Origin of the sequence: Cupriavidus sp. SK-4 (assembly GCF_000611125.1) — a bacterium.
Lineage (GTDB): Bacteria > Pseudomonadota > Gammaproteobacteria > Burkholderiales > Burkholderiaceae > Cupriavidus > Cupriavidus necator.
On record NZ_JFJW01000037.1, the window covers coordinates 54,882 to 67,023 of the forward strand.

Genomic DNA, 12,142 nt, shown 5'->3' on the forward strand with positions numbered 1-12,142 from the left:
CGCCCACTGCACCACCGATCACTGCGCCGGTGCTGCCGCCCAGCGCGCCGCCCACTGCGGCACCGGCGACGCCGCCGAGTGCACCGCCCAGGGCGTTGTTCATGTCACTCGCGACGGCCGGCAGCGCGCAGGCCGCCAGGGCGAGGGCAATGGTCAGGTTGCGAACGGGATGGCGAGTCATATCTTTTTTCCTCGAATTGCCATGATGTGTCGCAAGTGTAGAGAAGGAGCCGCACCCTTGCTGTAACTACCTGTAAAGCCCTGTAACCCGCTACAGAAACGGTATCCGTGCATTACAAAAGCGCGGTAAATACGCAACACTTGATAAAAAGACAGGCGATCATGTGATCGCCTGTCTGCTTTGTATGCCGCCGGCCCGCAGGACGGCGGCGTTCAGCGTGTGTTCAGCAGCACTTGCCCTGCCCGCCGCCGTAGCGTGCCTCCTGGCGCTCGCGGAAGAATTCCTCGTAGCTCATCGGCTCGCGGTCCGGGTGGGTGCTTTCCATATGGGCCACGTAGGTCTGGTAATCGGGCAGCCCGACCATCAGCCTGAGCGACTGCCCCAGGTAGCGTCCCATCGTTCCGAGTTGTTCCAGCATGGCGGGCTCCGGTATCAGGACTGGGCCGAGGCGGCGCCCGGCAGCGGCTCGAACGGCGTTTCCTTGTCGGTCGGGCGCTTCGCGGTGCGCGCCTGCAGCGCGGTCTTGAAGCCGTAGAACACGATCGACAGCACCACCAGCATGAACAGCGCGCACAGGCCGGCGTCCAGGTAGTCATTGAAGACGATGCGGTGCATCTGCTCCATCGACTTGGCCGGGGCCAGCACCTTGCCTTCGGCAATGGCGGCGCTGAACTTGGCAGCGTGGGTCAGGAAGCTGACCTTGGGGTCGGCATGGAACAGCTTCTGCCAGCCGGCGGTCAGCGTGCAGATCAGCAGCCACACGGTCGGTACCAGCGTGACCCAGGCGTACTGGCCGCGCTTCATCTTGACCAGCACGCAGGTGCCCAGCACCAGCGCCACCGCGGCCAGCATCTGGTTGGAGATGCCAAACAGCGGCCACAGCGTGTTGATGCCGCCCAGCGGATCAACCACGCCCTGGTACAGGAAGTAGCCCCAGGCCGCCACGCACAGCGCGGTGGCGGTCAGGTTGGCGACCAGCGAGTCGGTCTTGCGCATCGACGGGATAAAGCTGCCCAGCAGGTCCTGCAGCATGAAGCGGCCGGCGCGGGTGCCCGCATCGACAGCGGTCAGGATGAACAGCGCCTCGAACAGGATGGCGAAGTGGTACCAGAACGCCATCATGGCCTGGCCGCCCACCACCTGGTGCAGGATATGGGCGATGCCCACCGCCAGCGTCGGTGCGCCGCCGGCGCGCGAGAGGATGGTGTTCTCGCCGACGTCCTTGGCGGTCTGCACCAGCACGTCCGGCGTGATCACGAAGCCCCAGGTCGAGACCGCGTGCGCCACCGCTTCCGGCGTGGTGCCGATCACGGCAGCCGGGCTGTTCATGGCGAAGTACACGCCCGGCTCGATCACCGAGGCGGCCACCAGTGCCATGATCGCGACGAACGATTCAGCCAGCATCGCGCCGTAGCCGATAAAGCGCGCGTGGGTTTCGTTCTCAAGCAGCTTGGGCGTGGTGCCCGACGAGATCAGCGCGTGGAAGCCCGACACCGCGCCGCAGGCGATGGTGATGAACAGGAACGGGAACAGGTTGCCCGACCACACCGGCCCGCCGCCTTGGGCGAACTGCGTGAAGGCCGGCATCTTCAGGTCCGGGGCGACGATCAGGATGCCGACCGCCAGCGCGATGATGGTGCCGATCTTCAGGAAGGTCGACAGGTAGTCGCGCGGCGCCAGCAGCAGCCACACCGGCAGCACGGCGGCGACAAAGCCGTAGATGATCAGCATCCACGTCAGCGCCTTGCCGTCATAGGTGAACAGCGGCGCCAGCACGGCGCTCTCGTGCACGTACTGGCCGCCGATGATGGCCAGCATCAGCAGCACGAAGCCGATCACCGACACCTCGCCGATGCGGCCCGGGCGGATATAGCGGGTGTAGATGCCCATGAACAGCGCGATGGGAATCGTCACCGCCACGGTGAACGTGCCCCACGGCGAGTCGGCCAGCGCCTTCACCACGATCAGCGCCAGCACCGCCAGGATGATGACCATGATCATGAAGCAGCCGAACAGCGCGATCATGCCCGGGATCGTGCCCATCTCGGACTTGACCAGGTCGCCCAGCGAGCGGCCGTCGCGGCGCGTGGAGATGAACAGCACCATGAAGTCCTGCACCGCGCCGGCGAACACCACGCCGGCAAGCAGCCACAGCATGCCCGGCATATAGCCCATCTGCGCGGCCAGCACCGGGCCGACCAGCGGGCCGGCGCCGGCGATCGCGGCGAAGTGGTGGCCGAACAGCACCGCCTTGTTGGTCGGCACGTAGTCCAGGCCGTCGTTATGGCGCCAGGCCGGCGTCATCCGTTTGGGATCGAGCTGCATCACCTTGTCGGCGATAAAGCGGCTGTAGTAGCGGTAGGCGATCAGGTAGATGCAGAGCGCGGCAACCACGATCCACAGCGCGCTGACGGCCTCGCCGCGCGCCAGCGCGACAGTGCCGAAGGCAAACGCGCCAAGGACGGCGACAGCCAGCCACACCAGGTGTTCTCCGATGCGATTCATAGTGAAGGGTCTCCTCAGACCGGGATATGGATAGCCTGCGGCGGCGAAAGACTGGTAACAGGCAACTGGCAGGATCGGCAGCGGGGGTGCGCCGAGGGCGGGCAGCGGGGGCAATCCGGCGGTGAGGGTGTCTCCTGGGATAGCTGCTGCGCGCCCGGTTGTGTCGTCGTTTCCGGATCTCGTCTTGCAGGCAGGCGATGCACCGTCCGGGTGTGGACGGTGCACCAGCTGCGTCCGCGCATGCGCCCTGCTGGGGCGGCGGCGCGTTCGGCGTGTAGTATTGACACCCGCCAAACCCCGCACAAGCGCGTAACTACGCAGCACTTCTGCGTAGTACTACGCAAATCGACGGTGGCATGCCGCCTGCGCGGCATCGGTGTTTACCCCCGGTCCCCCCGCACTCGTATGAAACTCCGCCAGAAGATCCTGTTGCTAGCCGTGGCGCCACTTGCGGTCGCCATGCTGGGCATCGCACTTGCCGTGCGCTTCCAGGCCACGCAGCTCGCGCAGCATGAACGCGCGCTGGTCGAGGCCGCCTACCTGCAGAGCAAGGAAACCGAGCTGCGCCACTACGTAGAACTGGCGCAGAGCGCGATCGCGCCGCTGGTGCGCTCCGGGCGCACCGACGCCGCCACCCGGCAGGCCGCGATGGAGGCACTCGCGCGGCTGGACTACGGCCCCGACGGCTACTTCTTCCTCTATGACCTGCAGGGCCGCAACCTGATGCACCCGCGCCAGCCCGAACTGGTCGGCCAGGACCTGTGGACGCTGCGCGACCCGCAGGGCGCGCTGACCATCCAGCAACTGATCGCCGCGGCCAAGGCCGGTGGCGGCGCTGTGCGCTACCTGTGGAGAAAACCCTCGTCGCAGCAGCTGGCGCCCAAGCTCGGCTATGTGGTGGCGGTGCCCGAATGGGGCTGGATGGTGGGCACCGGCATCTACCTGGATGACGTGGAAAGCACGCTGCGCCAGCTGGATGCGCGTGCCGAGACCGATATCCGCGCGACCATGGCCTGGATCGGCGTGATCGCCGGCATCAGCATCCTGCTGGTTGCCGCCAGCGGCCTGGCGCTGAACGTCAGCGAGCACCGCGAGGCCGACGCCAAGTTGCGCCAGCTGGCGCAGCGCGTGGTGCAGTCGCAGGAAGAAGAGCGCGCCCGGCTCTCGCGCGAGCTGCACGACGGCATCAGCCAGCTGCTGGTGTCGGTCAAGCTGGTGCTGGAAACCGCCACCAACCGCCTGCGCCTGGCCCCGGCCGAAGGCGCCGCGGTGGCGCCGGTGCTGGGCATGGCGCTGAACCGGCTCGATACCGTCTTCAATGAAGTGCGCCGCGTGGCGCGCAACCTGCGCCCCGCCTTGCTCGACGACCTGGGCCTGTACGCCGCGCTGCAGCACCTGGCGCGCGAGATGCAGGGCGGCAGCGGACTGGAGATTGCGGTGACGCAGAGCGGCGCCCCGCGCGAACTGCCCGACGAGCAGGCCACGGCGCTGTTCCGCATCGCCCAGGAAGCCTTGACCAACGTCGAGCGCCATGCCGGCGCGCGCCGGGTCGCGGTGGCGCTGGCCTTCGATGCCGATGCCACGCGCCTCACCGTGCGCGACGACGGGCATGGCTTCGACGTGGCGCGCATGCAGGAGGACCCGCAGCGCGGCATCGGCCTGCGCAACCTGCGCGAGCGCATCGCCGCGCTGTGCGGGCAGTTCGACATCGTTTCCGGTATGGGCGGCACCCAGCTGGTCGCTTCACTGCCGCTGGCCAGGCCCGCGGCCATTGCGCACGATCCCGTTTCAGCAGGACCCTCGCCGTCATGACCCAGAGAGCCGACTCCACCAAAGTGCCCGCCCGCGTATTGCTGATCGACGACCATGCGCTGGTGCGCGACGGCATGCGCATGCACCTGGCGCTGCAGCCCGGCCTGCGCGTGGTGGGCGAAGCCGACGACGGCGAGGCCGCGTTGGCGTGGCTGGACCGCGCCGGTGCCGCCGAGCTGCCCGACCTGGTCATCACCGATATCGGCATGCGCGGCATGGGCGGCATTGCCCTGGCCGCGGCGCTGCATGACCGCTATCCGGAGCTGGCGGTGCTGATCGTGTCGATGCACGACAACCTGGAATACGTGCGCCAGGCGGTGCGTGCCGGTGCGCGCGGCTATGTGCTCAAGGACGCGCCCGCCGACGAGCTGATGGCGGCGATCCAGTCCGTGCTGGCCGGACGGGTCTTCTACAGCGCCCGCATTGCACGCGGCATGGCCGAGCAGAGCCCCGCCGCAGGGCCGCTCGATGCGCTCACGCCACGCGAGCGCGATATCCTGCGCGGGATCGGGCGTGGCCTGGCCAATAAGGAGATTGCGGCGCAGCTGGGGGTGTCGGTGCGCACGGTGGAGACGCACCGGCTGAACCTGAAGCGCAAGCTTGGGATCGAGGGGCGGGCGGGGCTGGTGAAGTATGCGGTGGAGACGTTGGGGGATAGCGAGAGGGAATAAAAAAACGCCCGTCTCAGCAGAGACGGGCGTCTTGATAGCGAACTGCGCGAACCGTGGCGCGATCAGCCGTCCAGCCGCTTGCCCAGCGCCGCCCGCGCTTCCGCCAGCGCCTGAGGCAGCCGATCCTGCAGCTTGGTGAACAGCTCGTCATGCAGCGCCAGTTCCTGCTGCCACGCATCGCGATCGATCGAGGTCACCTTCGTGAACTGCGCCGGCGTGAAGTCCACGCCATTCCAGTTCAGGTCCTCATAGCGCGGGGTGGTGCCGAACACGTGCTCGGCGCCCTGCCCCTTGCCCTCCACGCGGTCGATCATCCACGACAGCACGCGCATGTTCTCGCCAAAGCCGGGCCACACGAAGTTGCCGTCGGCATCCTTGCGGAACCAGTTGACGCAGTAGATCTTCGGCAGTTTCGCGCCCGCGGCTTCCAGCTTCTTGCCAAGTTCCAGCCAGTGGCCGAAGTAGTCGCTCATGTTGTAGCCGCAGAACGGCAGCATGGCGAACGGGTCGCGGCGCACCACGCCCTGCTGGCCGGCGGCCGCGGCGGTGGTTTCCGAACCCATGGTGGCGGCCATGTAGACGCCTTCGGTCCAGTTGCGGGCCTCGGTCACCAGCGGCACTGTGGTCGAGCGGCGGCCGCCGAAGATGAACGCATCAATGGGTACGCCGGCCGGGTTGTCCCAGTTCTCGTCGATCGACGGGCACTGCGACGCCGGCGCGGTGAAGCGGGCGTTCGGGTGCGCGGCCTTGGCGCCGGTGGCCTTGGCGATTTCCGGGGTCCAGTCCTTGCCCTGCCAGTCGACCAGGTGCGCGGGCGCTTCCTTGGTCATGCCTTCCCACCACACGTCGCCGTCGTCGGTCAGCGCCACGTTGGTGAAGATGACGTTTTCCTTGAGCGTCGCCATCGCGTTGAAGTTGGTCTTCTCGCTGGTGCCCGGGGCCACGCCGAAGTAGCCGGCTTCCGGGTTGATGGCGTACAGGCGGCCGTCCTGGCCCGGCTTGATCCAGGCGATGTCGTCGCCGATGGTGGTGACCTTCCAGCCCTCGAAACCCTTGGGCGGGATCAGCATGGCGAAGTTGGTCTTGCCGCAGGCCGACGGGAAGGCCGCTGCCACGTGGTACTTCTTGCCCTCGGGCGAGGTCACGCCCAGGATCAGCATGTGCTCGGCCAGCCAGCCTTCATCGCGGCCCATGGTCGATGCAATACGCAGCGCAAAGCACTTCTTGCCCAGCAGAGCGTTGCCGCCGTAGCCGGAGCCGAACGACCAGATCTCGCGCGTTTCCGGGAAATGGACGATGTACTTGGTCGGATTGCACGGCCAGGCCACGTCCTGCTCGCCGGCGGCCAGCGGCTTGCCCACGGTGTGCACGCACGGCACGAACTCGCCGTTGGTGCCCAGCACGTCGTACACGGCGCGGCCCATGCGCGTCATGATGCGCATATTGACCGCCACATACGGCGAATCGGACAGTTCCACGCCAATATGGGCGATCGGCGAGCCCAACGGGCCCATCGAGAACGGCACCACGTACAGCGTGCGGCCGCGCATGCAGCCGTCGAACAGGCCGTTCAGCGTCTGGCGCATCTTGGCGGGTTCGGTCCAGTTGTTGGTGGGGCCGGCGTCTTCCTGCTTTTCAGAGCAGATAAAGGTGCGATCTTCCACCCGCGCCACGTCCGAGGGGTCCGACAGCGCCAGGAAGGAGTTCTTGCGCTTGGCCGGGTTCAGCCGCTTCATGGTGCCGGCGGCGACCATCTGCTCGCACAGGCGGTCGTATTCTTCCTGGGAGCCGTCGCACCAATAGATATTGTCAGGCTTGGTCAGGGCGGCGATTTCCGCGACCCAGGCCACCAGCTTGGGGTGCTTGACCCAGGCCGGCGCATTGACGGGCGCCGTACCTTGCATCGTGGGGTGGTTCATACTGCAGACTCCAGATTCGTAAAGGGAAGGAAGGGAAGGAATCCTTGCAAAGCCTGTCCAGCGGGCAAATGGGGCCGTCACGCGCCCGGAGTGATGTCACACTCGGATCGACACATCCCGTTACAACTCCGCGGCGGCCCCGTTTATGCAAAAGGTCGCGGCGGTCCCTGCGGCTGCGCTACAGTTGCGCTTCGCGCGCGCAGGGGTGGCTGCGCGGGCTGGCCGGACTTTGTCCGGGTGCGATCGCGTGGCGGGAGCAAGGCTCTACCGACAATCCGCGGCGGCACCGGAACGGGCAAGGATACCACTGGCGCACCCCCCTGTTTTTTGCTATGCAACAATCGCTGCCACCGGCCGGCGTGGGTTTTTCGATATTTCTCAACAATACTGTTGGCCGGCGCGCGGCTCGGTGGCCGCGCGCACCAACCGGCACAAGACCGTTAGACAACCAGAGTTGCCGATGAAGATTGCCGTACTCGACGATTACCAGGATGCCGTGCGCAAGCTGCCTTGCTTCAGCTTGCTGGAGGGGCACGACGTCAAGGTGTTCAACAACACCGTCAAGGGCGTGGGCCAGCTGGCCGCACGCCTGTCAGACGTCGAAGCCGTGGTGCTGATCCGCGAACGCACCCGCATCACCCGGCAACTGCTTGAAAAACTGCCCAAACTCAAGATCATCAGCCAGACCGGCCGGGTCGGCGCCGGCCCCGGCAGCCATATCGACCTGGACGCCTGCACCGACCGCGGCGTGGCCGTGCTCGAAGGCGTGGGTTCGCCGGTGGCGCCGGCCGAGCTGACCTGGGCGCTGATCATGGCCGCCCAGCGCCGCATCCCCCAGTATGTCGCCAGCCTGAAGCACGGCGCCTGGCAGCAGTCGGGGCTGAAATCGACGACGATGCCGCCCAATTTCGGCCTGGGCCAAGTGCTGCGCGGCCAGACCCTGGGGATCTGGGGCTATGGCAAGATCGGCCGGCTGCTGGCCGGCTATGGCCGCGCCTTTGGCATGAAGGTGCTGGTCTGGGGCCGCGAGGCGTCGCTGGAAGGCGCCCGTGCCGACGGGCTGGGCGTGGCCGAATCGAAGGAGCAGTTGTTTGCCGACAGCGATGTGCTGTCGATGCACCTGCGCCTGAATGACGACACCCGCGGCATCGTCAAGATGACTGACCTGACCCGGATGAAGCCCACGGCGCTGTTCGTCAACACCAGCCGTGCCGAACTGCTGGAAGAGAACGCGCTGGTCACCGCGCTGAACCGGGGCCGCCCGGGCATGGCGGCGATCGACGTGTTCGAATCCGAGCCGATCCTGCAGGGCCACGCGCTGCTGCGCATGGAAAACTGCATCTGCACGCCGCACCTGGGCTATGTGGAGCGCGACAGCTACGAGCTGTACTTCCGCACCGCGTTCCAGAACATCCTGGACGTGCTGGCCGGCAACCATGACTGCATCGTCAACCCGAAGGCGCTGGCGCCGGTGCTGACGCGCTGAGTCACCAGCGGCCGGATTGCCTCCGGACAGCCCGCCCCCGACACCCCTGTTCCGCCATGCGGGACAGGGGTGTTTCACATCTGGCCGGGCATTTCTTCTGGAAAACGCGAATTCCACGAAACCGCTACACTCCGGACTTCCCTTACCGCCCGGCCTGCCACGGCCCGCGGCAGCCCAGACAACAACAAGGCGCCCTCCTGCGCCAATCCCAATTCCCAAGGCCGGCATGGATCCCAGGCTAGTGACGCTCTGCGTCGGCAACTTCGTCATTGGCACCGGTGCGATGATCGTTACCGGCATGTTGAACGACATTGCCGGCGATTTCGGGCTGGGCGCGGCCAGCGCCGGGCAGCTGATCTCGGTATTTGCGCTGGCCACCTGCATCGGCGCCCCGCTGTTCGCCACGCTCGGCTCGCGCATCGACCGCCGGCTGCTGCTGGCCGGGTCGCTGCTGGTCTATGGGGTCATGCACCTCGCCGCCGCGTTTGCGCCCAGCTTTGCGGCGCTGATGGCGATCCGCTTCCTGACCGCGATCGGCGCGGCCATCTATACGCCCCAGACCGCCGCAACGCTGCCGCTGCTGGTCAACGCGCAGACGCGCGGGCGCGCCATCAGCTTTGTGTTTCTTGGCTGGAGCATCGCCAGCGTGGTGGGCGTGCCGCTGGGCACGTGGATTTCCAGCACGCTGGGCTGGCGCGTCAGCATGGCGCTGGTCGGTGGCCTGGCGCTGCTGGTGTCGGCGGCGGTCTGGCGTGCGCTGCCGCGCGGGCTGACCGTGCCGCCGGCCGGGCGCGAGGCCTGGGGCGCGGTGCTGCGCCACAAGCCGATCATGCTGGTGGTGCTGACCACCATGATCTCGTCGGCGGGCATGTTCACCGTGTTCACCTATATCGCCCCGCTGATGCGCGACGTGTACGGCATCAGCGGTGGCGCGCTCAGCCTGATGTTCCTGGCCTACGGCGCCTGCGGCGTGTTCGGCAATGCCATGGCGGCGTCGCGCATGGACCGGGTCACGCCCAGCCGGATCGTGCAGGTCACGCTGCTGACCTCGATCACGGCCATGGTGCTGTGGCCGCTGGCCGGGCTGGGCAGCGTGGCGCTGGTGTTGCTGTTCATGCTGTGGGGCGTGGGCGGGTTTGCCACCAACAGCGCGCAGCAGGCGCGGCTGGTGCTGCTGGCGCCGGAGCGGGCATCGGTGTCAATCTCGCTGAACTCTTCGTCGATCTACCTGGGCCAGGCGGCCGGCGCCATGGCCGGGGCTGCCATCTATACGCTGGCCGGTGCCGATACGCTGCACTGGGGCGCGGCGGCGCTGATGCTGGTGGCGCTGGCGGTATCGCAGCGCGCCCGGGCGCTGGGCTGCCAGTGGCAGCGGCCGCAGGCGGCGCAGCAGGTGTGATGCAAGGCTGAAACCAGAGGCGGCTCCCCGCCGCCGGGTTCCTTGTGAGGGACCGCACCAAGCACTTGTCCACAGTGTTATCCAGCCCGTTATCCTCAGGCATATCCGCAGCTTATCCACAGCCCTTTCCACAATCGGAAGCACAACCACAAAGCGGGGGTGCACGTGAGCGAATCCAGACCTCGGCCGGGCCTTGCGCGCGTGCTGGCGGTAAGCCTGGGCAAGGCCATCCCGCTGGTGGTCGCCGGGGCTGGCACCGAGGCGGTGGTGCTGTCGGGCATTCGCAAGCACCCTGTCAGCACCTTGTTGCACCCGTTGCGGGTACAGGTGCAGCCGCTGGGCCTGGCCGGCGACGAACAGGGCGACCTGACCGTGCACGGCGGCCTGGACAAGGCGGTCTATGCCTATCCTTTCGAGCACTACCCGTGGTGGAACGCGCGCCGCCGCGCCTGCGGGCAGCCCGAGTCAGGACCGCCGTTGCCGTTTGGCGCCATGGGCGAGAACCTGACCCTGGAGGGGCTGCTTGAATCCGGCCTCTGGATCGGCGACCTCGTGCGCGTGGGCACGGCCCTGCTGCGGGTGGAGTCGCCGCGCAAGCCCTGCTACAAGTTCAATGCCGCGCTGGGCTACCGCCACGCGGTGCGCGACATGATCCAGAGCGGCTACTCCGGGGTCTACCTCAGCGTGGTGCTGAAGGGAGAAGTGCGCGCCGGCGATGTTGTTATTGTGCAGGCCGGGCCACGCGAATTGTCGGTGGACAGCGTCAATCAGTGGCGCCGCGATAGCCGGCGGCAGCTTTTCTGATAATGTTTGTCTAACAATACAAGCGCCCCGCTAAACACATCTCCGGCTTCCCCTGTGGCCCGGACGGCGTTTGCCGGCGCCGGGCATTACCAGACCCTTGCAACCCTGTAACGGACTGTAATACGCGGCGCTGGCTCCGGCGGGCGAAGCGCGGTATCAGTAGAGTCTTTGCGCGACACGCACCGGCAACATCTGGACACAACCAGCCGGGCGATCACGGGGAGTGGCGCGAAGACGCGGTGCAGAGGGTCCACACAATATGAAATCTGAAAGGATCGACCAGCCCAAGGGCTTCGTCGACAGCAACTGGAGGGCGGCCACCGGAACCGGGCGTGGCCGCGTATCGCCGTGGGCGGCGGTGGCCGTGCTGCTGGTCATTGCCGGCGTGGGCTGGTTTGCCTGGCGTACCTGGTTTGCGCCCAAGCCGGCGCCCAAGGCGCCGGCAGCCGTGGTGGTGTCCACCGCGCGAGTGCAGCAGGGCGACGTGCCGCTGCAGGTCAAGGCCAACGGCAATGTCACCGCGCTGTCCACGGTCGAGGTGCGCCCGCAGGTGTCCAGCACCGTGCGCACCGTCCATATCAAGGAAGGCCAGACGGTCAAGCCGGGCGACCTGCTGTTCTCGCTCGATACCCGCATGGACGAGGCCAATCTGGCCAAGGCGCAGGCCCAGTTGCTGCGCGACCAGGCTGACCTGGCCGATGCCCGGCGCACGCTCGCGCGCAGCCAGGAGCTGCTGCAGCGCAACTTCATCTCCAAGAGCGCGGTCGACACGGCCCAGGCCAAGGTGGACGGCTTTGCCGCCACCGTGCGCGCCGACCAGGCCGCCATCGACGCCAGCCGCGTGGCGGTCAGCTACGGCGCCATCCGCGCCACCATCAGCGGCCGCACCGGCGTGATCAACGCCTTCCCGGGTTCGCTGGTGTTGCCCAACAGCACACAGCCGATGGTCATCATTGCCCAGGTGCAGCCGATTGCCGTCACCTTCAGCCTGCCCGAGCGGCAGCTGGGCGCGCTGCGCGAGGCGCTGCACGCCGGCCCGGTGCAGGTCACCGCGCTGCCCAACGACGGCAGCAAGACGCCGGTGACCGGCAGGATCACCTTTGTGGATAACACCGTCGATCCGCAGTACGGCACCATCCGCGTCAAGGCGCAGTTCGACAATGAAGAGCAGCGGCTGTGGCCGGGCACCTATGCCAACGTCAACGCCGTGGTGCAGACCCTGAGGGGCGCGCTGTCGGTGCCGCCGCAGGCGGTGGTGACGGGCCCGGAAGGCCGCTTTGTCTATGTGGTACAGCCCGACAGCAAGGTGGCGCGCGTGCCGGTGCAGGTTGTGACCACCACTGCCGCCGCCGCCGTGGTCGAGGG

At 67.2% G+C, this 12,142-nt stretch carries 9 protein-coding genes and 1 pseudogene; 6 read left to right on the top strand and 4 right to left on the bottom strand.

The features are described 5' to 3' along the window. From CF68_RS38140 to CF68_RS08450, 3 genes and pseudogenes are all read right to left on the bottom strand, one after another. Positions 1 to 181 (bottom strand): annotated as a pseudogene (locus tag CF68_RS38140) (hypothetical protein); the annotation flags it as partial. 223 nt (positions 182 to 404) lie between these two features. Further along, positions 405 to 599, bottom strand: a complete 195-nt coding sequence (locus CF68_RS08445) for a YbdD/YjiX family protein (protein ID WP_010811333.1) — start codon at positions 597 to 599, stop codon at positions 405 to 407. A 14-nt stretch (positions 600 to 613) separates the two neighbouring features. Further along, a complete protein-coding gene (locus CF68_RS08450) occupies positions 614 to 2,686 on the bottom strand; it encodes a carbon starvation CstA family protein (RefSeq protein WP_035817424.1) in 2,073 nt (690 codons plus the stop codon). Positions 2,687 to 3,091: 405 nt separating this feature from the next. On the opposite strand from CF68_RS08450, the gene CF68_RS08455 reads away from it, so the two are divergent. Both CF68_RS08455 and CF68_RS08460 read left to right on the top strand, forming a co-directional pair. After that, the gene (locus tag CF68_RS08455; RefSeq protein ID WP_035817426.1) at positions 3,092 to 4,498 is read left to right on the top strand and encodes a cache domain-containing protein; all 1,407 of its coding nucleotides are present in this window, start codon (positions 3,092 to 3,094) and stop codon (positions 4,496 to 4,498) included. Further along, positions 4,495 to 5,169, top strand: a complete 675-nt coding sequence (locus CF68_RS08460) for a response regulator transcription factor (RefSeq protein WP_035817427.1) — start codon at positions 4,495 to 4,497, stop codon at positions 5,167 to 5,169. The genes CF68_RS08455 and CF68_RS08460 overlap by 4 nt, the downstream gene beginning before the upstream one ends. Positions 5,170 to 5,231: 62 nt before the next feature. Here the strand turns inward: CF68_RS08460 and CF68_RS08465 are convergent, their stop codons facing one another. Then, a complete protein-coding gene (locus CF68_RS08465) occupies positions 5,232 to 7,088 on the bottom strand; it encodes a phosphoenolpyruvate carboxykinase (GTP) (protein WP_035817430.1) in 1,857 nt (618 codons plus the stop codon). A 460-nt stretch (positions 7,089 to 7,548) separates the two neighbouring features. On the opposite strand from CF68_RS08465, the gene CF68_RS08470 reads away from it, so the two are divergent. From CF68_RS08470 to CF68_RS08485, 4 genes are all read left to right on the top strand, one after another. After that, the gene (locus CF68_RS08470; RefSeq protein ID WP_035817432.1) at positions 7,549 to 8,574 is read left to right on the top strand and encodes a D-2-hydroxyacid dehydrogenase family protein; all 1,026 of its coding nucleotides are present in this window, start codon (positions 7,549 to 7,551) and stop codon (positions 8,572 to 8,574) included. A 226-nt stretch (positions 8,575 to 8,800) separates the two neighbouring features. Beyond that, the gene (locus tag CF68_RS08475; RefSeq protein WP_035817434.1) at positions 8,801 to 9,973 is read left to right on the top strand and encodes an MFS transporter; all 1,173 of its coding nucleotides are present in this window, start codon (positions 8,801 to 8,803) and stop codon (positions 9,971 to 9,973) included. 165 nt (positions 9,974 to 10,138) lie between these two features. Beyond that, positions 10,139 to 10,777, top strand: a complete 639-nt coding sequence (locus tag CF68_RS08480) for an MOSC domain-containing protein (RefSeq protein ID WP_035817436.1) — start codon at positions 10,139 to 10,141, stop codon at positions 10,775 to 10,777. A 259-nt stretch (positions 10,778 to 11,036) separates the two neighbouring features. Then, positions 11,037 to 12,142: efflux RND transporter periplasmic adaptor subunit (locus CF68_RS08485; protein ID WP_035817438.1), on the top strand; the 1,106-nt coding region annotated here is incomplete at its 3' end.

Excerpts from the sequence above, each read along its gene's own strand:
- CF68_RS08445 (WP_010811333.1), bottom strand. The coding sequence starts at position 599 with ATGCTGGAACAACTCGGAACGATGGGACGCTACCTGGGGCAGTCGCTC.
- CF68_RS08450 (WP_035817424.1), bottom strand. The coding sequence starts at position 2,686 with ATGAATCGCATCGGAGAACACCTGGTGTGGCTGGCTGTCGCCGTCCTT.
- CF68_RS08455 (WP_035817426.1), top strand. The coding sequence starts at position 3,092 with ATGAAACTCCGCCAGAAGATCCTGTTGCTAGCCGTGGCGCCACTTGCG.
- CF68_RS08460 (WP_035817427.1), top strand. The coding sequence starts at position 4,495 with ATGACCCAGAGAGCCGACTCCACCAAAGTGCCCGCCCGCGTATTGCTG.
- CF68_RS08465 (WP_035817430.1), bottom strand. The coding sequence starts at position 7,088 with ATGAACCACCCCACGATGCAAGGTACGGCGCCCGTCAATGCGCCGGCC.
- CF68_RS08470 (WP_035817432.1), top strand. The coding sequence starts at position 7,549 with ATGAAGATTGCCGTACTCGACGATTACCAGGATGCCGTGCGCAAGCTG.
- CF68_RS08475 (WP_035817434.1), top strand. The coding sequence starts at position 8,801 with ATGGATCCCAGGCTAGTGACGCTCTGCGTCGGCAACTTCGTCATTGGC.